Raw genomic sequence first — 18,932 nt, forward strand, 5'->3', positions numbered from 1 at the left:
TCAGCAGACATGCAGTGGGCATTTGCGTTGCGCGCGAGAGTCAGGTCATGTCGCAGGCCAATGCGACGATGATCCGCCCGGATCGTGAGATCGTTGCTTTCTTGTTTCACTTCAAGGGGTAGGGCAGGCTTGGACCTCAACGACGAGACGGACGAGAGCGATCAGCCGACGCCGCGCATGTATGCCTGGGCGCGCAATTCGGCTGCCTATCGGCTCGCCCGCCAGATGCATACGGAGAAGCAGCTTTTCGACGCGATTGCGCGCAAGGCGCGGGAGAAGTTCGAGGATATCAGCGTCAACCAGGTGGAACTGCTGGCGGCGGCGGCCGTGACCTTCGCCTATGACAATGGCGCGCTCAACGACGCGGCCTATGCCGAGGTCAAGACCCGCTCGGCCATGCGCGGCGGCAAGTCGAAACGGGCGATCGCGCAGACACTGGCGCAGAAAGGCATTGCCAGGGACGATGTCGCGGCGGCCATCGAGGAGGCTGACGACCTCTATGCCGCCGTCGTTCTTGCCCGCAAACGCGCCTTCGGACCGTTCCGCAAGGCGGAACTCGACGAGAAGCGCTCGGCAAAGGAGCTTTCCGCCTTTGCGCGTGGCGGCTTCAGTTTCGAGATCGGCAGACGCGTCTTCGCGATGTCGTTCGAGGAGGCGGAGGAAATCCTGATTGCGGGCCGCTTGCTCTGACGAGCGTGCAACGCCCGTTCTTCACCCGCGTTTCAGCGCGGGGTCGTCGAGCGCCGGATTGTAGAAGAGCGAAAGCGTCAGGCTTCGGGCGATGCGCTCGGCCGTTGCCATGAACCACGCCTTGGCCTCCTGGTTCGGGGCGATGTCATCGAGCGTCGAGGAGAAGAGGGCCAGCCATTTCGGGAAGAGATCCGGCGTCATGTTGGCGACGCCGACATGGGCCTGCACCGGCTTGCCGCCATAGGCGCCGTTGCGGAAGGCGACGGCCGACCAGAAGCGCTTCATCTTTTGCATGTGCTCCGGCCAGCGCCCGGAAAGCCTGGCGTCGAAGACCGGGCCAAGTTCGGGATGGGCGAGCACCCGCGCGTAGAACGTATCGACCAGATGGCCGATGAACGTCTCGTCGACGCCGATCGCCTTCATCTCGGCTTCCGCCCGCTTGGCGATTGCCGCGACATGGGCGGCGCGGCCCTGCAGTTCGTCACTCATCTCATGCCCTCGGCTTTACCGATCTCATATAGTCGATGCCGACGCCGGCGCCAAAGGCCGAAGCGCCGATTGCGGCAATCTGTCGTCAATGGCGGGTAAGCGCTTGCGGTTTGGGCGGAAACACAGAGACGCCCGTCTCTAAGCAATTCCGGAACCGAAACCGCGCTCCTCCTCTATTGGTCTCGACTGAAGCCGGCCAGTGCTTGAGCCCTGACTTGAATCTCACGATTTTCGAGGATCGACCTGCTCGGCTCTGCCCCACCATGCAAGACCGCCTCGACCATAACATGGGCGAGATCGTCGGCACGGATCACTTGACCGGGAAAAAGAACGCGAAACAGCGGATAGGCGAGCCGAAGAATGCGGTATCCGAGATTTGGTTCAGCCCGCGGCTCGACAGGGTAGATGTAGGCGGGTCTGAAAATATCGACGCGCGGGAAACTGGCCGCAAGCAACGCCCTTTCGGCTTCGCCCTTGTAACGCGCATAAGCCAGGCGGCTCTTTCCGGTCGGGTCAGCGCCAGCGCCGCTCAGAAAAGCAAATATCGCGCGCGGACTGCTGCGTTCGAGAACACGTGCGAACTCGATCGTGTATTCCGCGGTAACAGCTCGCAATTCAGCGTCGGACACGGTGCCGGTATAGGCTCCCAGGCAAAAGACGACCGCGTCCTGGTCCATGAGGACATTCGAAAGAGACGAGCAGTCGGAAAAATCCGAGTGGACCACGTCCCTCAGTTTGGGATTGGAGATGCCGAGCTTCCGGCGGCCGATCGCCGTCACGCTCTCGACATGGGGATGCGCCAACGCATAGCGGAGAGCATAGCCACCGACCATCCCTGTCGCTCCGAGTAGGACAAGTCGCCGCGGGCGTGCGTCAGCCGTCATGACGAGTGTTCTCCGGATATAGACGAGGGGCGTTCAACACATGGCCGCGGCGGCGCCATTCCGGGTCGAGCAACTTGCGGTGAATTTCCCGCATGGCGAATGACGAGCGCACGCCCCCTGCGGCCGCAGGCGCCGGTGATTACGGCGACGCTTCGTTCGATGCTACGCTTCATGAGTCCTCCTTAGATGTGGGAAAGGGCCGGAAGTGGTGCTTCCAGCCCAACATTACCGTCAGTCCGCCTTGGTGGTGACGGAAAGATCGCGCCACTTGAAGTCCGACGCCGTGACGGCGGCGTCGGCTTGCGCGACATACTCGACAGCGTCCGCGCCGACGAGCAATTCGGTCGGGGCATCCTTCCGGTTGGCCAGCCCGACAATCACTGCTGCGATCTTTGCGGGATCAGAGGATTCGTTACCCGAATACTCGCGCAGCATCCTTGCGAAGGCGCCGACCGTCTCATCATAGGGCGCGCTGATCGGCGGGATATTCATCGAAGAGCCGGCCCAGTCGGTCTTGATGCCGCCCGGCTCGATGGTCGTCACCTGGACACCGAGCGGCGCCACTTCCTGCGCCAACACGAGCGAGAAGCCGCGCACCGCGAACTTTGCTGCCTGATAGGCGCCCAGTCCGACCGTGGCGAGGCGGGCGCCGATCGACGCGATCTGGAAGATGTGCCCGTGGCCCTGCTCGCGCAGGATCGGAATGGCCGCCTTGCTGACAAAGACCACGCCGTAGAAATTGGTCTGCACCTGCTCGGTGAAGTCCTCCAGCGTGATGTCCTCGACCGAGGCCGTATTGGCGTAGCCGGCATTGTTGACGACCACGTCGATGCGGCCGAAATGCTCCTTTGCCTGCGCGACTGCGGCCTGCGCGGCACGGGCGTCGGTGACGTCGAGCGCCAGCGGCAGCACGCGGTCGCCATACCAGTCGACCAGCGCATCCAGATCGCCGGGCTTGCGTGCCGTGGCCACCACAGAGTCGCCGGCCTCAAGGGCAGCTTCCACGATGGCGCGGCCAAGGCCCCGCGAGCTTCCTGTGACAAACCAGATCTTTGACATTGTCATCTCCTTTAGATTGATTACTCACTCATTTATGTGGGCCTGCGGCACGCTTACCCGAGCCCGGCTGACGCCGTTCCTTCAGTTTTTGTCGATTTGCCGAGCTGAGATTGAATTTGAGAGGGCTTCGACCTCAACGAGTTACGTGACTACTCACGGCCATGACGAAACCTATCGCATCACTCCGTTCCAAAAGGTTTGGAACCCGAGCTCCTTATAGGTCTCTGCCTTGTCCGGGTCGGATGCGATGAAACTCAAGGTCACGTCCGACATTGCTTCGATCAGCGCGCCGACGAATGCAGCAGACCCATCCGTCTTCGAGCCCGGCCCAATGCTCTCCCGGATCATTGCGTTGACGTCGAGAAAGGCGGCACTCACTTCCTCCCGCGTCGCCTGCGTGACACGATCGGACACGGCGAGTTTCCGCATTGCCTTCTGCCTTTCGGGATAACTCGCGCCCCAATCGATTAGCCGATCCCAAAGATGTCTCGCACGCTCGAAAACCCCTCCCTGGGCCGGGTAGCTCGCCATGACCGCTTCCGCGAGGCTCGCCTTGATCTCCAGATAGAGTTGGTTAAGCAGATCATTCTTCGTCGGGAAGTAGGTGAATAGCGTTCCATCGGCGACGCCGGCCCGCTTGGCGATCTGCGCCGTTGCTGCGCCAGTTCCTATCTCGGCGACCAGTTCGGTCGCCGCCTTGAGGATCGCGTCACGTTTCTCTTCGCTTAAGGGTCTAGCCATATCGATTATAATTAACTGCCTGCACACTCAATTAAGGTTGAGAGCAGTCTCCGTCAAGGGGTAGATCAGCGCGGCACGAATTCGACCAGCAGAGATTTCAGTTCGATTTCGCGGACACGGCGCGCGGCCTCGTCCGGACTGACCCAGGCAAGGATGCGCTCGCCGCGCTCCTTGAAATCTTCGGCGATTTCATCGACCTCGATCTGGAAGATATCGACCACGCAGGGCACGACGTCGCCGTCGTCGAGCGACTTCAGATAGGTGTAACTGCCGACCGGCTTCTTCCTGACCTTGCCGCGCACGCCCGCTTCCTGCCAAGCCTCGATCGCGGCGGCCTCGTACGGCTTCTTGCGCTTCATCGGCCAACCCTTGGGAATGACCCAGCGGCCGCTCTCGCGCGAGGTGACCACAAGGATCTGGATGTCACGGCTTCCCTTCACGCGGCGGAAGCACAGTGCGGCGATCTGCTGGCGAAACGACCCGGAAAACAGCTTCTCGGGCGATCTCGCAAGTTGCTGCAAGATCGTTCCGGCCTTGCCGGTCTTTTGTCCGCTGTCCTTCCTGGTCGGCTTCATGCGTTCCTTTTCTGCCGCGCGCCTTTGCCGAGCGCCTGCGATTTGCGGCGCGAATACTAATGGCAACCGCCTGTTACGCGGAAGCGGCTACGGATGGCAACCGGTTCGTCGGCTGCGTTTCATCCACCGGATAGTTGCGCCCGCGACACGGCCAGCGCCGCGCGCCAGGCTTGCCCCCTCGTAACCGTTACGTACTTGTCCCGTTCTCATTGAGGCGCATCATCTCGCGCAACCGGAAATCGCAGTGCAATTCACCCCATCGACTTGAGCCAAGGAGAAAGCGATGAGCGCGCATGACGGTAAGGCCAATTCCGCGACGGCCGAGAATGGTTGCGGGGTAACGGATGTCAGTCGCCGTGACCTGCTCTTGAGCGGAACCATCTTCGCGGCAGCCTCGCTGGTCGCATCCGGCGCTTCGGTAAGCCCGGCAAAGGCACAGCAATCCTCCTCTTCGAGCGGCAAGCCGCCGAACATTCTGGTGATCTTCGGCGACGATATCGGCATTCCGCAGATCAGCGCCTATACGATGGGACTGATGGGCTATCGCACGCCCAATATCGACCGGATCGCCGCGGAAGGCGCCATCTTCACCGACAGCTACGGCCAGCAGAGCTGCACCGCGGGCCGCGCCTCCTTCATCCTCGGCCAGGAGCCGTTTCGCACCGGGCTGCTGACAATCGGCATGCCGGGCGATCCGCACGGCATCCAGGACTGGATGCCGACGATCGCCGATGTCTTGAAGACCAAGGGCTATTCCACCGGCCAGTTCGGCAAGAACCACCTCGGCGACCATGACGAGCACCTGCCGACCGCCCACGGCTTCGACGAGTTCTTCGGCAATCTCTACCATCTCAATGCCGAGGAAGAGCCGGAAGGTTATTTCTATCCGAAGGATCCGGAGTTCAAGAAGAAATACGGGCCGCGCGGCGTCATCAAGTCGAGCGCTGACGGCAAGATCGAGGATACGGGTGCGCTGAACACCAAGCGCATGGAGACCGTCGACGAGGAGTTCCTGGCGGCCGCCAAGGACTTCATCGACCGGCAGGTGAAGGCCGACAAGCCGTTCTTCTGCTGGTTCAACTCGACGCGCATGCACGTCTTCACCCATCTGAAGAAAGAGTCGCTCGGCAAGACCGGCAAGGGCATCCATGCCGACGGCATGGTGGAGCATGACGGCCATGTCGGCCAATTGCTGAAACAGCTCGACGATCTCGGCATCACCGAGAACACCATCGTGCTCTACACGACAGACAATGGCGCCGAGCTGGCGCTGTGGCCGGACGGCGCCATGACGATGTTCCACGGCGAAAAGGGCACCACCTGGGAAGGCGGCTTCCGCATTCCGATGATGGTGCGCTGGCCGGGCGTGGTGAAGCCGGGAACACAGATCAACGACCCGGTGACGCTGATGGACTGGATGCCGACTTTTGCGGCCGCCGCCGGCATCGCCGACGTCAAGGAGGAGATGAAGACCGGATTCAAGGGCACTTCGAAGACCTTCAAGGTGCATCTCGACGGCTACGACCTGACGCCGTTGCTGAAGGGAGAGGCGAAGGAGCCGCCGCGCGACACGGTCTATTATTTCGACCAGGGCGGTAACCTCAACGCCATCCGCTGGAACGACTGGAAGCTGAGCTTTGCGATTGCCAGCCACGGCAATATCGCGACGGCGACCCGCGAAGTGCCGAGCTGGGCGCTGATCTCCAATCTGCGCATGGATCCCTATGAGCGCGGCATGGAAGAGGGCGGTGGCGCCACGGACTTTCTCGCCCGCAACATCTGGCTGCTGGTGCCGATCCAGGGCAAGATCAAGGCGTTCTTCGCGGACTTCGATCAGTACCCTTACCAGGCTGGAAACTCGCTGAATGCCAGCGGCATCAACTACGGCCTGCTGCAACAGCAGGCGGCGATGAAGAAGCTGAACGAGCTGGAGCAACTGACCCCACGCTGATCGAACAAACCCCGCCGCCGGGATCGGCTGGCGGCGGGGCCCGCTCCCTGGTTGCCTGGCGCAGCGCGTGGTACTAGCTTCTCGCGAAACTGCGGGAGCTGGGCCATGCAAATTCGACCTGCGGTCAAGGACGACCATTCGGCGCTCTGTGCGATCGACAGCGTTGCTGCCGACGATCCAAAGCGCAGCGACGACATCGCCAACTGGATCGAGACGGGGTGTTGCCACCTGGTCGAAATCGATGGCGCGATTGCGGCCTATGGCGTGCTGACCTACCAGTTCTTTGGCCACGGCTTCATCGAGATCGTGATAGTCGGTGCTGCCTATCGGCGCCGCGGTCTTGGCGCTGCGTTGATTGCCTATTTCCAATCCATATGCGCCGGCTCGAAACTCTTCAGTACGACGAACATGTCGAACCGCCGCATGCAGGAGCTCTTCATCAGGGCCGGGTTCCGGCCAAGCGGCTATATCGACAATCTCGACGAGAACGACCCGGAGATCGTTTTCTACAGCCGCCTCAAGCCGATCGAGGCTTGAGGCAACCGCTGCGACAGCGCGGGGAAGCGGTCAGGCCCTATGCGGCTTCGCCGAGCTGGGCGAGGTGGCCGGCGAGATCGGTGCCTTTGCCGCCGGCGTTGATCGTATCGAAATACTCGTGCCAGCCCGATTGCGCGATCCCCGAAACGAGGGCTTCCAGTGCGGTGGCATCCGGGCAGCGCCACACGGCGAAGAAGGTCTGCGAGGCCGCATGCAGCTTGGACTGGTCGACCTTGCCGAAGGTGATCAGCTCCACGCCGAGCGCCGTGAGCGCGGGCATGGCGGAACCGATCGCGGTGAAGAACTGCTGGCGCCCCTGTCGGGAAAGGGCGAGCCACGCCGGTTTGGCGCTGTAGAGTTCGGTCAGGTAATGCGGCATAGTCTGCTTTCGTGTCTGTTTGTCAGTCTGAAGTCGCGGAGTTCCGGACGGTGAACCGTTTCATGCCGCTGGAATTTCAGAGTCAACACGCTGTTTCCTGTTGGCTGTGGATGGAGATCCCGGTCTCCGGCTGGAGCGGCGCGCCTGCAACTGTGCTGAGGGCACCACGGCGCCGCCTGCCTTGGCTGGCGCACCCTACTTACCGCAACTCACCCGCCGTCATGCTCGGGCTTGACGCGAGCGTCGGGCTTGACCCGAGCACCCTGAGCTGTGGTCTGAATGTTTCGCCCTGAGTGCGCATGGATCCCCTCGGGTCAAACCCGAGGATGACGGGTGGGGATGTGGCACGAAGGAGGCTCCAGGACAACAGGATCGTGTTTACCGCCCGATCATCCGCTCCTGCATTTCCTCGCCGATGAAGCAATTGTAGTCCTGGCCGTATTCGGCCCGGCGCACCATGGCCGGCGACAGGCGGCTTACCTCCTGGCCGGAGATCTCGATGATGAGCTTGCGCAGGATGGCTCTGGCGAACTCGCCCGTGTCCGACACCTTCACGAGGAAGGCGCCGTCGCCGCCGATGACGCATTCGCGGTAGTAGGCGTCGAGGTCGGGGATCGAGGCGGTATCCGGGTGCGACTTCAGCATGATCGGCAGGCCATCGATGACGATGCCGCGGGCGACGGTGGAGTTGCGGGCGACCGGCGCCGGGACGCCCGAATTGTTCGGCCCGTCGCCGGAAATATCGATGACACGGCGGCTCCCCTGGAAGGAGCTGACATCGAACAGCCGCCGCGTGAAGGCCAGCGTGTTGGAGATCGAGGTGAAGGCGATCCGCCGGATCGGTTGCTGGCGAAGCGCTTCGGCAAACTCAGCCGCCGTCGCCCGCCCGTCGATCAGCGTCCAGGGCGTGACCTGCACCGCTGCGCCGCCCCATTCGACGTAGGTGACGGCGATGCGGCCAAGAGGGCCGTTCTCGATCGCCTGGATCAGGTCGGGCTCCAGAAAGGCGGCGACATAGCCTTGCCGCTGCACCTGCTGCTCGTCGAGTTCCATCGAATAGGAGACGTCGACGGCCAGCACCAGTTCGAGATCGACGCGAAGCGGCGGCTCGGCGGAGGCGTCGCCGCCGAGAAGGCAAATACAGCCGATAAGAGCCGATCGCAGTTTCATCGCCGCCGAGATCCGAGCGCAAACAAGGGCTCCATGCTACGCCCAAGGCGGCCGTTGGCAATGTGAAGCGTCGGCTGCCGGCGTCAGCGGCCGAGCTTGTGCAGAAGCGGTTCCAGTGCCGCGATCAGCGGTTCGGGCGTCACCGGCTCGCCGCCTTCCGACCAGGCGTTCTGGAACTCGGCGATTTCCAGACCGACCACTTGGCTCCTGGCAAGGACCGCGCAGGCTGCGCGCAGATCATCGAGCGACAGCCCGTCGTCACGCCGGTAGTCGGTCGGGACGATGCCGGGGTTGAGCACGTCGCAGTCGAGGTGGATATAGACAGGCCTGCCAGCGACGGCCTCTGCCAGCCTTTGCGCAAGGTCGGCGCCGGGGCGTATATGCGGAATGCGCTTGGCTGCGATGAGGTCGGTTTCGAAGGGATCGAGGTCGCGCTGGCCGACCAGGACGACATTGCCGATCGAGAGCCCGTCGCCGAGGCCGGACTGCCAGAGGCCACAGGGCCCCGAAAGCGCCAGCCCGCCGAGATAGCCGGTGCTGCTGACGTCAGGCGTGTTGAGGTCGCCATGCGCGTCGAACCAGACGACGACGGCTTGCCTGTGATGCTTCGCGACGGCAGGCAGGGTTGCCAGCGAGACCGCGCAACGGCTTGTCGCCGCCAGCGAAAAGGCTCCCCCGGCGTAAACCGCATCCAATCGATCCCGCATGCGCCTCAGCGCCGGCATCGCGGCTTCGAGCTCGACCGTCCAGTGGCCGCTCAGCGCCGGTTCCGGATCTCCGATCACGACGGCATCGAGACCGAGCTTTTGTGCAAGATGGGTCGCGATGGACCTGGCGCCGGGAATCCCGAGGTCGTTGTGGTCGCCGGCACGACCTTGGAAGCAGGTGAGGGCAATTGGCATCGATCACTCCAACTCACGTTCGGACGGAACGATGCAAAGCACGGGGGCTGCTGATTTGACAAGGCTGGACGCCGAACGCCGCAGCGCGGATGCGCCGTTCGGGCGTTCCCTCAGGCCGTCGCGGGGCCGCCCCTGCGCTGGCTGCTCTCTATCCGAAAACCAGCGAGCGGTGCAGTTGCGCGCCCGCCCAGGCGCCGTCGCCGACGGCGAGCGAGACGGAGTGGGGAACGCGGCCGACGTCGCCGCAGGCATAGGCGCCGGGGATGGTGGTTTCCTTCGCGGCCGTGGCCCGGATCTGCAGCCCCATCGGTGTTTCCTCGATCTCGCAGCCGAGCCGTTCGGCGATGTCGCTTGCGGGCGTGGTGCGGGTGGCGACGAAAAGGCCCGAGAAGGGCAGGCGGCGGCCATCGGTCAGCACCACGTCGGCATGGCCTTCGAGCCCTGCGACCGGGGTTTCGTCGATGGTGACGCCGCGTTGGGCGAGGTCGGCGCGCGCCGCGGCATCAAGCGTAACGGCGCCATTGGTGAAGAAGGTGACCTTGCCCCATTCGGGAATGAGCTGCGCCTGGTGGATCGACATCGGGCTTGCCGCGATGACGGCGATGTCGCCTTCGTTCAGCTCGTAGCCGTGGCAATAGGGGCAATGGAAGGCGCTCTTGCCCCAGCGTTCGGTGAGCCCGTCGATCTCGGGCAGGCCGTCCTTGACCCCGGTTGCGAAGAGCAGGCGGCGGCCTTCATGGGAAACGCCGTCGCTGGTGGTGACGACGAAGGCGTCCTGCTTGCCGCTGGCTTTCTCGGCGCGGCCATCGACCCAGGTGAGCGTCGGGTAGGCGGAGAGCTGCGCCCGCGCGGTTGCGGCGATCTCGCCGGGCGCGATGCCGTCCTGGCCGAGGAAGCCGTGGGAGTGGCTGGCGAAACGGTTGCGGCGAATGCCCTCGTCGATGACAGTCACGCGCCGGCGGGCGCGCAGGAGCTGGAGGGCGGCGGCCATGCCGGCATAGCTGCCGCCGATGATGATGACGTCCTGTTGCATGGGTCTTCCTTTCGGTTGAGCGCAGGTCGGCCCACCGGCTTTCTGAACCAGTGTGTCGACCCGAGCTTTGGGCAATGGAATTCCGACCGGAAACCGCGTTTCAGGCGGTTCCGGGATGGGCGGATGTATCGGGATCGATCACGTCATGACGTGGGTCGATCGGCTGCTTTCATTGCGATCGAAGCCGGTGCCGCCGTGCGAAATCCTCGGCGAGATCGGCGAGCGTCACATGGGCGAAGCGGTCGAGCAGCAGCGCCTCGGCCTCGGCAAAGGCGGTGTCGAGGGCGGCGTTGACCGCCTGTTCGACCAGGCATTCCGGCATTTCCTGCCGGTTGCCGATGGCAAAGATCGCGGGCTCGCCGAGCGTCTCGTGCAATTGCCGGAGCGTCACGGTCTTGAGGTCGGCGGTGATCGCCCAGCCGCCGGCATGGCCGCGGGCGGAGGAAACGATGCCGGCATCCCTGAGAAAGCCCATGGTGCGGCGGACGACGACCGGATTGGTGCGCATGCATATGGCAAGCTCGTCCGAGGTCAGCGGTTCGCCGCGCTCGGCCATGTGCAGGAGCGCGTGAAGAACGGAGGAAAGGCGGCTGTCTTTTTTCATGTAACTTCAATTATTACGAATCATCGCGCGAAGCAAGGGGGCGTGGCGGGCAGGGGCGGATGGGTTTCGAATCCCGGCTTGCGATTTCAAGTCACGCGGTAGGTATTTCCGCAGCCCCTCATTCCTGCGCTTGTCGCGGTTGCCAGCCGCGCCGCGTCCGCGGCGCGAGGGACCTCTTCCCGCAAGGCCGGAAGACCCCGCGCCGGGATTGCCTGTTGCGCCGCGCCGAGGATCTCTGTGACGAGCACAGAGGGGGGGCCGGTGGAGGCTTCTCTAAACGTGCCCCGGTTTCTGCGCCCTGGCGACGATGACGATGCCGACGAGCGAGACGACGAGGCCGCCGGCCATGCTCCAGGAAAGCGCTTCGGAAAACATGATCCATGCCCAGATCATCGTCACCGGCGGGCTCAAATAGAGGATCGCCGTGACGCGGGCGGGCGAGGATTTTTTCAGCGCCAGGTAATAGAGGCTCCAGGCGCCGAAGGTGGCGACGAAGACCAGCCAGAGGATGCCACCGACGAAGCCCGGATCGAGAACGGGCAACACGCTGCCTTCGTGCCAGGCGAAGAGGGCGAAGATCGCGGCGGCCGAAAGGCACTGGATGCAGAGGCTCTGGTGCACCGGCATGGCGCCCGCCGGGCTGCGCTTCTGCAGGAGCGTCGCCAGCGCCAGCGACAGGGTGCCGAGAACCGGCAGGCCATAGGCCCAGAGCGGGACGTCGCCGAGATCGACCGACCAGCCGGAGGCGATCAGCACGCCGGCGAGGCCGATGAACGAGCCGAGCCATTGGCGGGCGGTCAAGGCCTGGCCGAGAACGGGCCAGGAGAGGATGGCGACGGCCAGCGGCAGCATGTCGGCGATCAGCGCCACGAGGCCGGTCGGCACGCCATGGGAGATGGCAAGCGCGAAGCCGGCGAGATAGCCGGACATGGCGAGGGCGCCGAAGACGATCTGCGGTGCCGCATCCTTCAGCCGGATCTTCGGCCCGATCGTCAGCGCGAAGGGAAGCAGCAGCAGCCCGGAGACGAGGCTTCGCCAGAGCAGGATCAGGAAGATCGGCGCGTGATCGATGGCAAAGCGGATGCCGACGAAGCCGGCGCTCCAGGAGATCACCAGCGCCGCCTCGACGAGGACCAGCAGGAGGACGGCCAGGAGTCTGTTTGCCCGGCGGTCGGGCAGCGCCGCGCAGTCGGCCATGTTTCAGGCGTCCTGCGTCGATGGGGGCGCGAGGACGAAGGATGCCTCGGTCTTGCCTGCCCCGGAGGGTGTTGCGCCCGGTGGGGGACGCCGGCCGGGCATCCGCACCGTCAGGATGAAGAGCGAGCCGACGATCAGGCCGATGCCGGCCCAGCCCTCGGCCGGCAGGCGCTCGCCGACGATCGCGACCGCGAGCACGGCGGCGATGACCGGTTCGAGCAGCGAGAGCGTCGTGGCCATGGTGGTGGAGACGCGTGCGAGGCCATAGGCGAAGAGCACGTAGGCGACGAGCACCGGCACCAGCGCCATGTAGATGCCGACGGCGATGTTCGTCCAGGAGGCGAGCAGCGGCGCGCCGGTGAAGGCGAGGACCGGCAGGAGAGCCGTGCCGCCGATGCCGAAGACCGAGCCCATGGCGGCGCGCGGCGGAATGCCGGCCTGCATCAGCCGGCGCGCCACCCAGGAATAGAGCGCGTAGAGCAGGCCGGAGACGAGGCCGAGCAGAATGCCGTAGAGGACCGCCGACGCGTCGGCCGGACCAGCGCCGCCGTGGCTTTCCGAGAAGACCAGAAGCGCGGCGCCGGCAAGCCCTGCGGCAGCGCCCAGCAGCCATCGTGTCGTCAGCCGCTGGCCGTCGAAGATGCGCTCGATCAGCGAGGCTGCCAGCGGTGCCGAGCCGATGGAGATGACGGTGCCGATGGCGACGCCGGCGAGATGCATGGAAGAGTAGAAGGCGAGCGGATAGACCGCGACCGAGAGCGAGCCGAGCAAGAGCATCGGCCATTGTGCCGCGATCCGGTTGCTGCTCCTGACGATCGAGTGCAGCGCCGTCAGCGCCAGCAGCAGGCCGCCGAAGCCCATGGCGACGGCGCCGATGCCGAGCGGGCTGACACCCGAAGCGAAGGTGGCGGTGGTGCCGGTGGTGCCCCAGAGCGCAGAGGCCACCAGCACGCAGGCGAAGCCGACGAAAGAAACGGAATTGTGGGAGGTCATAGCTGGTCCATGATCGAGATGGCGATCCTGCGCGCGCTCTTCAGCCTGATGTCGTTGCCATCAAGCCCGGCGCGCGACATGGCGCCTTCGAGCAGGAAGGAGAGATGCTCCGCGGTCTCGTCGATCGCCGGTCCCGCATCGGGCCGCATTTCATGGAGATATTGCTTGAACAGCGTTTCCACCTCGTCCTTCTGCGTGGCGACGATGGCGCGGGCGGGGTCGCCGACGGAAAGCTCGGCGGCGGCATTCAGCAGCCCGCAGCCGCGGAAGCCCCAGCTATAGGCCATCTCGGCGTGGTCGACGTAGCTGTCGAAGATCGCCAGCACGCGTTCACGCGGCGTTGCCGCGTGCGCCAGGCGCTCACGGTAAAGTTCCTGCCATTCCCTGTGGCGGGCCTCGATATAGGCGTTCACCAGGTCGGTCTTGGACGCGAAGTTGTTGTAGAGGCTCATCTTGGCGACGCCCGCATGGGCCGTGATCGCATCGATGCCGGTGGCGCCGACCCCATCGCGATAGAACAGTTCGGCGGCCGCCTTCAGCAGGCGCTCGCGCGCCGGCGCTTTCTCGCTCATGAGCGTCTCCCAAGTTGTTAGGTAGACCGATCTACCTATTTCGATCCGGAGTCAAGGGAGCACCTGGTTTGCGCACTGGAATTGGCGAAGTCGGGCCCTGTATTCTAATGTAACCGTTACGTACTTCCGCGCCGAACGGGCGCGGGGGTCTACTTCGCAGCGCATCATCGGCTGGCTGGGCATGTCGCATTGCGTCTGGCGGTCCAGCGGCCATTGCCGAAAGTGAGGATCGTGATGCTTCGGGCTGCCTTTACAGCGCTTGCGCTTCTTGCCGGAACGGCAAGCGTATCCGCACAGGACCTTTCACCGGAAAGCCTTCAGCGCCGCGCCTTCGAGCGCCGGGCAACGGAAGCGGTCATCTGGGGCATGCCGGCGGTCAACGCCGACCTAATGCTGCAGGAGGCGCTTTCGAAGACCAAGGCCAAGGTCAACGAGATCGTCTACTGGTCGCGGCCGGTCAACTGGAAGAACCAGACGCTGACGCCCAACCCGGATTCGATCTATCTCATGTCCTTCTGGAACGTGCAGGATGGGCCGGTTGTCATCGAGATCCCGCCGGCCGAGGGCGGATCGATCGCCGGCAACATCGTCAACGCCTGGCAGATGCCGCTGGAGGACGCCGGGCCGGAAGGGGCGGACAAGGGCAAGGGCGGCAAATACCTGATCCTGCCGCCGGACTATATGGGCGAGGTGCCGGAGGGCTTCATCGCGCTGCGTTCGGACACCTTCACCGGCTTTGCGCTGCTGCGCTCCAATCTGAAGAGCCATGCCGATGCCGACATCGAGAAGTCGGTCGCCTATGGCAAGACGATCAAGATCTACCCGATGTCTGCGGACGGCAACCCGCCGGCGACGACCTTCGTCGACGCCAATGACGTGCTGTTCGACAGCACCATCCGCTACGATGCCAGCTTCTTCGACAACCTCAACCGCGTCGTGCAGACCGAACCCTGGCTCGAGCGCGACCGGCTGATGATCGATCATTTGAAGACGCTCGGGATCGAGAAGGGCAAGCCCTACCAGCCGAACGCCGAGACGAAGAAGCTGCTCGACGCGGCGGCGACGGAAGCCAAGGCCGAGCTTTCCGCACGCTACGAAGTCGGCTTCCCGGTGATCAACGAGGGCATCCGCTGGTTCCCCGCCGGGCTGCCGGAAATGGTGGCCGCCGCGCAGGGTGCCTATTCCGATCCCAATACCTATCCGGTCGACGCCCGTGGCGTGACCTACACGCTCGGCTTCACCGGCATCAAGCGGCTCGGTACGGCGCAATTCTACCTGATGGCCAACAAGGACAAGGACGGCGACGCCTTCGACGGCAGCGTCAATTATCGCCTCGTCGTGCCGAAGGATGCGCCGGTCAAGCAATATTGGTCGGTGACGGCCTACGACCGCGAGACGCATGCGCTGATCCGCAACATGGACAAGCCGAGCGTCGCCTCGACCGGCACGGGCGTTCACAAGAACGCCGACGGCTCCGTCGATGTCTATTTCGGACCAAAGGCGCCTGAGGGCAAGGAGGCGAACTGGGTGCCGGTGGACCCCAAAGGCAAGTTCGAACTGCTCTTCCGGCTCTACGGCCCGGAAAAGCCGCTCTTCGACAAGACGTGGAAACTGCCTGACGTCGAGAAGGTGAAGTGACGCCCGGAGAGACTAGCGCCGGGCGCCGGATTTCCAGGAGACTAGGCCCGGAACTGGCGAGGGGATGGGCTGCGGCTGTTGACCCGAAGCGACCGGGCTATACTTTTTGCCTGCGGCTCCGGTGCCTGTCGAATGCGCAAAGAGGCTGCGGCCGTTCAATTGCCGCGTATTGCGGGAGCAGCGATCATGTGCGGACGCGTCTATCTGAAGACCACTCTCGAGGGACTGCTCAGCGCCTTCGGCTTTGCGGAACGCGGCGGCGTCGAAACGCTCGCCAACCAGTTCCCGCGCTATAACGGCGCGCCGACGCTGATCTACCCGATCATCATCCGCGATGTGATCCGCGATCCCGATCTCTTCGGCCCGGTCTTCGTTTCGGCGCGCTGGGGGCTGATCCCGAGCTGGACGAAGGATCCGAAGGCGGGGCGGCCGCTCGTCAATGTCAGGAGCGACACGATCGCGGCGAAGTTTCGTTCGAGCTATCAGCGCCGCCGCTGCCTGGTGCCGATCGACGGCTTCTTCGAGTGGAAGGACATCCACGGTACCGGCAAGGACAAGCAGCCCTATGCCATCGCCATGAAGTCGGGCGAGCCCTTCTGCCTTGCCGGCATCTGGGAGAGCTGGCGCGACCCGGCGACCGACGAGGACATCCGCACCTTCGCGATCGTCACCACGGATGCCAACGCCATGGTGGCCGACATCCACGACCGCATGCCGGTGATCCTGCACCCGGCCGACTACAAGCGCTGGCTTTCACCGGCGCCGGACGTGCCCGATCTGATGAAGCCGTTTCCGCCAGAGCTGATGACGATGTGGAAGATCGGCAGCAAGGTTGGTTCGCCGAAAAACGATACGCCGGATATTCTCGATCCGGTCGACTGAAGTGACCAAATCCGGCCGCTAACCGCTTCGCACGTTCGTCGTACTCGGGATTCTGCGTCAGGATTGGAGCGCCTCTTCCAGGGCGACCAGCAAATCGCGCGCGTCGGTCGGCTTGCCGACATTGCAGGCCCCCGCCAGGACCTCGCCACCCTGCCTTTCGGGATTGTCATAGGCGCTGGCGATCACGAAGGGTACATTCTGCGCCCGAAGCGCCTCCGCAACCGGTGTCACCGCTCCATCCGGCAGCCAAACATCGAGAACAGCGACGGCCGGCAATTCATCCTGCAACAGGTCGAGCGCCTCTCTCACCGTCGCGGCCGGACCTGTCACGCGCCAGCCGCGCTGTTCGAGCAGCAGCTTGAGGTCCATCGCGATCAGGAACTCGTCTTCGACAAGAAGCACGGTCTTGCGCATGAAACCGGTCTCGTTGTTCGGAGACCGGTCACAGGGGTGTAACGATCTCTACCACCAAACCCGTCGGGGCATAGTTCAGTTCCACCCGTCCTCCCAAATCGTACTGGACAGCGAACTCGATAAGCCGCGTACCGAAGCCGGTCGTGGCCGGCGGGGTGACCGGAGGACCGCCGCTTTCTCGCCAGATCAGCCGCAGATGCCTGGCGCTCGCCTTCTCTATCTGCCACCGGACATGAATTGTCCCCGTTTCAGTCGACAGCGCGCCATATTTAACGGCGTTGGTCGCGAGTTCGTGCAGGATCAGGCTCAGCGACGTGGTCCGGCTCGTTTCCAGCGGCACCGCCTGACCCTCCTCGATCACAATCGCCGTGCCGCCTTCGGAATAGGGTTTCAGCGTTCGCTCCAGCAATTCCTTGAGATCGGCATCAGGCGCTTCCGAGTAGGCCGCATCATGGGCGCGCACCAGCGCGTCAAACCGGCCGAGAAACGCATCCCGATATTCCTCCCCGGACCGACCCGTCGCCGTCGTCTGGCGAGCGAGCGCCTGGACCAGGCCGAGCAGGTTCTTCATGCGATGCCGGAGTTCGTCGAGGAGCAGGTCCCTTTCGGCCTCGTGCCTGCGCCGGTCGGTCGCGTCCACGATCGAGAGCAGCAGGCACCTGCTGTTGTCATCGGGATGAAACAGCCGATGGGCACTGACAAGCATTGTTCTGTTCCCGATGCTCGGAAAATCGTGCTCGACCTCATAGTCGACCACCGCCTTGCTCTTCGGGATCACCTCTTCAAGCAGGCGGCGCAGCTCGGGAATGTCCCATTGCCCGTTGCCGAGGTTGTAGATGCGCTCGCCTATCGTCTCGTCGCGGTGGACCTTGAACGTCTTGAAAAAAGCGCGGCTGGCGGTCCGCACGCACAGGTTCTGATCCAGCAAGAGCAGGGGGTCGGGGACGGTGTCGATGATGCCCTGTGCTTCAAGATGGTCGTTTCGCAGCAGGCGGTAGATATCTTCCAGGTTCATTGATATTCCCCAGTCGCTCATCTTCTTCGCAGATATTTTAAAGCCAATAACGAGCAGGCAAATATTCTTGTTCCGGGCAGGGGGCTGCGTGAGCGCGCCTCGCGCGTCTTTTAAGACGCGCAAAGGTCGCTGTCGCACTTTGATGCAGTAGGAGGAGGCCCGGCCGCGCTATTCGCGCGTCACAGATCGCGCGCGAAGATCTGGCCGGTGAGGTCCTTGCCGAAGCTGTGGTGCCGTTCTTCCTCGACCAGCGCGAAGCCGGCCTTGTCGTAGATGTGGCGGGCGGCGTCGAGGCCGGCATTGGTCCAGAGCACCATGCGCCTGTAGCCCAGAAGGCGCGCGTGGCGCATGCATTCCTCGACAAGACGGCGGCCGATGCCGAGGCCTCGCGCGCTCGGCTCGACATAGAGAAGCCTGAGCTTTGCCGTCGTCTCGTCGTGCCTTACCAGAAACACCGAGCCGACGATCTTGCCGTCCTTTTCGGCAATCCAGCACCGGTCGGATGCCGGGTCGTAGTCGCGCATGTATTTGACGACGATCTCGGCGACCATGGCCTCGAATTCGGTGCTCCAGCCATATTCCTCGGCGTAGAGCGCGCCCTGGCGATGGATGACCCAGCCCATGTCGCCCGGCTGCGGATCGCGCAGGATGTAGTTTGGCACCCGCTCCTCCTGAAGCAGGCTCTCGATCTCGCCCATCGCTGAAACCAGTTGCCGCTGTTCCGGCACCGAGAGCTTTTCCAGCATGGCGACGACTTCGCGCTGGGAGGCATCCTCCAGGGGTTGGAACGTCGCGCGCCCAGCTTCCGTCAGTTCGAGCTGCGTGACCCGGCCGTCGGCCGGCGAGCGGGTCTTTTCGACCAGCCCCTTCTTCTCGAAGCCGGCGATGACGCGGCTGAGATAACCGGCGTCGAGGCCGAGCTCGCGGCAGAGATCGGATGCCGTGAGCGCCGGCCGGTGCGCCAGCTCATAGAGAATGCGAACCTCCGTCAGCGAGAAGGCGCTGGCGAGCAGGTGCTCATGCAGCAGGCCGATCAGGCGGGTGTAGAAGCGGTTGAAGCGCCGCACCGTCAGGGCGCGGTCGTCGATCTGCTGCGGAGACATGGCGATGCCTTCATGAAATTGCCTTGGGCATATAATTAGTTGCCTTAGGCAAGTAATGTCAAGCGGGCGACAGCGGCGCCTGCGCGAGGCTCCAGTGGGGTCTG

General features: G+C 63.9%; 21 protein-coding genes. 5 read left to right on the plus strand and 16 right to left on the minus strand.

The features are described from left to right. Positions 1–129: 129 nt before the first annotated feature. Positions 130–690: a recombination regulator RecX gene (gene recX, locus ACQ5BM_RS01625; RefSeq protein WP_429806855.1), complete on the plus strand. Its 561-nt coding sequence runs from the start codon at positions 130–132 to the stop codon at positions 688–690. Positions 691–711: 21 nt separating this feature from the next. Here recX and ACQ5BM_RS01630 read toward each other — a convergent pair whose 3' ends face one another. From ACQ5BM_RS01630 to ACQ5BM_RS01650, 5 genes are all read right to left on the minus strand, one after another. Then, complete coding sequence (locus ACQ5BM_RS01630; RefSeq protein ID WP_429806858.1) at positions 712–1,179, minus strand: group III truncated hemoglobin; 468 nt, start codon at positions 1,177–1,179, stop codon at positions 712–714. Positions 1,180–1,352: 173 nt separating this feature from the next. Next, positions 1,353–2,063, minus strand: coding sequence for an NAD(P)H-binding protein (locus tag ACQ5BM_RS01635; RefSeq protein WP_429806860.1), 711 nt, complete (start codon positions 2,061–2,063; stop codon positions 1,353–1,355). 231 nt (positions 2,064–2,294) lie between these two features. Then, positions 2,295–3,122: an SDR family NAD(P)-dependent oxidoreductase gene (locus tag ACQ5BM_RS01640; protein ID WP_429806863.1), complete on the minus strand. Its 828-nt coding sequence runs from the start codon at positions 3,120–3,122 to the stop codon at positions 2,295–2,297. Between the two features lie 171 nt (positions 3,123–3,293). Then, positions 3,294–3,863 carry a TetR/AcrR family transcriptional regulator gene (locus ACQ5BM_RS01645; RefSeq protein WP_429806866.1) on the minus strand — a complete coding sequence of 190 codons (570 nt, stop codon included), beginning with the start codon at positions 3,861–3,863 and terminating at the stop codon, positions 3,294–3,296. Between the two features lie 65 nt (positions 3,864–3,928). Further along, positions 3,929–4,438 (minus strand): NUDIX hydrolase, encoded by a 510-nt coding sequence (locus ACQ5BM_RS01650; RefSeq protein WP_429806869.1) that lies wholly within the window; start codon positions 4,436–4,438, stop codon positions 3,929–3,931. A 283-nt stretch (positions 4,439–4,721) separates the two neighbouring features. Between ACQ5BM_RS01650 and ACQ5BM_RS01655 the strand changes: the two genes are divergently transcribed. Further along, the gene (locus tag ACQ5BM_RS01655) at positions 4,722–6,389 is read left to right on the plus strand and encodes an arylsulfatase (protein WP_429806872.1); all 1,668 of its coding nucleotides are present in this window, start codon (positions 4,722–4,724) and stop codon (positions 6,387–6,389) included. A 105-nt stretch (positions 6,390–6,494) separates the two neighbouring features. Beyond that, on the plus strand, positions 6,495–6,926 hold the full coding sequence (locus tag ACQ5BM_RS01660) for an N-acetyltransferase family protein (RefSeq protein WP_429806875.1): 432 nt from the start codon (positions 6,495–6,497) through the stop codon (positions 6,924–6,926). A gap of 37 nt (positions 6,927–6,963) precedes the next feature. On the opposite strand, the gene ACQ5BM_RS01665 is transcribed toward ACQ5BM_RS01660, so the two are convergent. The 8 genes from ACQ5BM_RS01665 to ACQ5BM_RS01700 all read right to left on the minus strand — a co-directional run bounded on the left by ACQ5BM_RS01665 (position 6,964) and on the right by ACQ5BM_RS01700 (position 13,776). Further along, positions 6,964–7,305, minus strand: coding sequence for a DUF6616 family protein (locus ACQ5BM_RS01665; protein WP_429806878.1), 342 nt, complete (start codon positions 7,303–7,305; stop codon positions 6,964–6,966). Between the two features lie 378 nt (positions 7,306–7,683). Beyond that, on the minus strand, positions 7,684–8,475 hold the full coding sequence (locus ACQ5BM_RS01670; RefSeq protein WP_429806881.1) for a DUF1194 domain-containing protein: 792 nt from the start codon (positions 8,473–8,475) through the stop codon (positions 7,684–7,686). Positions 8,476–8,558: 83 nt separating this feature from the next. Further along, positions 8,559–9,377, minus strand: a complete 819-nt coding sequence (locus ACQ5BM_RS01675) for an arginase family protein (RefSeq protein ID WP_429806884.1) — start codon at positions 9,375–9,377, stop codon at positions 8,559–8,561. Positions 9,378–9,525: 148 nt separating this feature from the next. Next, a complete protein-coding gene (locus tag ACQ5BM_RS01680) occupies positions 9,526–10,410 on the minus strand; it encodes an NAD(P)/FAD-dependent oxidoreductase (RefSeq protein WP_429806887.1) in 885 nt (294 codons plus the stop codon). 169 nt (positions 10,411–10,579) lie between these two features. Next, on the minus strand, positions 10,580–11,014 hold the full coding sequence (locus ACQ5BM_RS01685; RefSeq protein WP_429806890.1) for an Rrf2 family transcriptional regulator: 435 nt from the start codon (positions 11,012–11,014) through the stop codon (positions 10,580–10,582). A 273-nt stretch (positions 11,015–11,287) separates the two neighbouring features. After that, positions 11,288–12,211, minus strand: coding sequence for a DMT family transporter (locus tag ACQ5BM_RS01690; protein WP_429806893.1), 924 nt, complete (start codon positions 12,209–12,211; stop codon positions 11,288–11,290). A gap of 3 nt (positions 12,212–12,214) precedes the next feature. Beyond that, positions 12,215–13,204 carry a DMT family transporter gene (locus ACQ5BM_RS01695; protein ID WP_429806896.1) on the minus strand — a complete coding sequence of 330 codons (990 nt, stop codon included), beginning with the start codon at positions 13,202–13,204 and terminating at the stop codon, positions 12,215–12,217. Then, complete coding sequence (locus tag ACQ5BM_RS01700) at positions 13,201–13,776, minus strand: TetR/AcrR family transcriptional regulator (protein ID WP_429806899.1); 576 nt, start codon at positions 13,774–13,776, stop codon at positions 13,201–13,203. The genes ACQ5BM_RS01695 and ACQ5BM_RS01700 overlap by 4 nt, the downstream gene beginning before the upstream one ends. Before the next feature lie 234 nt (positions 13,777–14,010). Here ACQ5BM_RS01700 and ACQ5BM_RS01705 point away from each other — a divergent pair, with 234 nt between their 5' ends. Both ACQ5BM_RS01705 and ACQ5BM_RS01710 read left to right on the plus strand, forming a co-directional pair. Then, complete coding sequence (locus ACQ5BM_RS01705) at positions 14,011–15,414, plus strand: DUF1254 domain-containing protein (RefSeq protein WP_429806902.1); 1,404 nt, start codon at positions 14,011–14,013, stop codon at positions 15,412–15,414. A gap of 186 nt (positions 15,415–15,600) precedes the next feature. Next, the gene (locus tag ACQ5BM_RS01710) at positions 15,601–16,296 is read left to right on the plus strand and encodes an SOS response-associated peptidase (RefSeq protein WP_429806905.1); all 696 of its coding nucleotides are present in this window, start codon (positions 15,601–15,603) and stop codon (positions 16,294–16,296) included. 57 nt (positions 16,297–16,353) lie between these two features. Here the strand turns inward: ACQ5BM_RS01710 and ACQ5BM_RS01715 are convergent, their stop codons facing one another. From ACQ5BM_RS01715 to ACQ5BM_RS01725, 3 genes are all read right to left on the minus strand, one after another. Next, positions 16,354–16,710: a response regulator gene (locus tag ACQ5BM_RS01715; protein ID WP_429806909.1), complete on the minus strand. Its 357-nt coding sequence runs from the start codon at positions 16,708–16,710 to the stop codon at positions 16,354–16,356. Between the two features lie 28 nt (positions 16,711–16,738). Continuing rightward, positions 16,739–17,725 (minus strand): sensor histidine kinase, encoded by a 987-nt coding sequence (locus tag ACQ5BM_RS01720; RefSeq protein WP_429806912.1) that lies wholly within the window; start codon positions 17,723–17,725, stop codon positions 16,739–16,741. 179 nt (positions 17,726–17,904) lie between these two features. Next, complete coding sequence (locus ACQ5BM_RS01725; protein WP_429806915.1) at positions 17,905–18,828, minus strand: bifunctional helix-turn-helix transcriptional regulator/GNAT family N-acetyltransferase; 924 nt, start codon at positions 18,826–18,828, stop codon at positions 17,905–17,907. Positions 18,829–18,932: the final 104 nt, after the last annotated feature.

Origin of the sequence: Ensifer sp. B1-9 (assembly GCF_050474445.1) — a bacterium.
Classification (GTDB): domain Bacteria; phylum Pseudomonadota; class Alphaproteobacteria; order Rhizobiales; family Rhizobiaceae; genus Ensifer.

Excerpts from the sequence above, each read along its gene's own strand:
- ACQ5BM_RS01630 (WP_429806858.1), bottom strand. The coding sequence starts at position 1,179 with ATGAGTGACGAACTGCAGGGCCGCGCCGCCCATGTCGCGGCAATCGCC.
- ACQ5BM_RS01635 (WP_429806860.1), bottom strand. The coding sequence starts at position 2,063 with ATGACGGCTGACGCACGCCCGCGGCGACTTGTCCTACTCGGAGCGACA.
- ACQ5BM_RS01640 (WP_429806863.1), bottom strand. The coding sequence starts at position 3,122 with ATGTCAAAGATCTGGTTTGTCACAGGAAGCTCGCGGGGCCTTGGCCGC.
- ACQ5BM_RS01645 (WP_429806866.1), bottom strand. The coding sequence starts at position 3,863 with ATGGCTAGACCCTTAAGCGAAGAGAAACGTGACGCGATCCTCAAGGCG.
- ACQ5BM_RS01650 (WP_429806869.1), bottom strand. The coding sequence starts at position 4,438 with ATGAAGCCGACCAGGAAGGACAGCGGACAAAAGACCGGCAAGGCCGGA.
- ACQ5BM_RS01655 (WP_429806872.1), top strand. The coding sequence starts at position 4,722 with ATGAGCGCGCATGACGGTAAGGCCAATTCCGCGACGGCCGAGAATGGT.
- ACQ5BM_RS01660 (WP_429806875.1), top strand. The coding sequence starts at position 6,495 with ATGCAAATTCGACCTGCGGTCAAGGACGACCATTCGGCGCTCTGTGCG.
- ACQ5BM_RS01665 (WP_429806878.1), bottom strand. The coding sequence starts at position 7,305 with ATGCCGCATTACCTGACCGAACTCTACAGCGCCAAACCGGCGTGGCTC.
- ACQ5BM_RS01670 (WP_429806881.1), bottom strand. The coding sequence starts at position 8,475 with ATGAAACTGCGATCGGCTCTTATCGGCTGTATTTGCCTTCTCGGCGGC.
- ACQ5BM_RS01675 (WP_429806884.1), bottom strand. The coding sequence starts at position 9,377 with ATGCCAATTGCCCTCACCTGCTTCCAAGGTCGTGCCGGCGACCACAAC.
- ACQ5BM_RS01680 (WP_429806887.1), bottom strand. The coding sequence starts at position 10,410 with ATGCAACAGGACGTCATCATCATCGGCGGCAGCTATGCCGGCATGGCC.
- ACQ5BM_RS01685 (WP_429806890.1), bottom strand. The coding sequence starts at position 11,014 with ATGAAAAAAGACAGCCGCCTTTCCTCCGTTCTTCACGCGCTCCTGCAC.
- ACQ5BM_RS01690 (WP_429806893.1), bottom strand. The coding sequence starts at position 12,211 with ATGGCCGACTGCGCGGCGCTGCCCGACCGCCGGGCAAACAGACTCCTG.
- ACQ5BM_RS01695 (WP_429806896.1), bottom strand. The coding sequence starts at position 13,204 with ATGACCTCCCACAATTCCGTTTCTTTCGTCGGCTTCGCCTGCGTGCTG.
- ACQ5BM_RS01700 (WP_429806899.1), bottom strand. The coding sequence starts at position 13,776 with ATGAGCGAGAAAGCGCCGGCGCGCGAGCGCCTGCTGAAGGCGGCCGCC.
- ACQ5BM_RS01705 (WP_429806902.1), top strand. The coding sequence starts at position 14,011 with ATGCTTCGGGCTGCCTTTACAGCGCTTGCGCTTCTTGCCGGAACGGCA.
- ACQ5BM_RS01710 (WP_429806905.1), top strand. The coding sequence starts at position 15,601 with ATGTGCGGACGCGTCTATCTGAAGACCACTCTCGAGGGACTGCTCAGC.
- ACQ5BM_RS01715 (WP_429806909.1), bottom strand. The coding sequence starts at position 16,710 with ATGCGCAAGACCGTGCTTCTTGTCGAAGACGAGTTCCTGATCGCGATG.
- ACQ5BM_RS01720 (WP_429806912.1), bottom strand. The coding sequence starts at position 17,725 with ATGAACCTGGAAGATATCTACCGCCTGCTGCGAAACGACCATCTTGAA.
- ACQ5BM_RS01725 (WP_429806915.1), bottom strand. The coding sequence starts at position 18,828 with ATGTCTCCGCAGCAGATCGACGACCGCGCCCTGACGGTGCGGCGCTTC.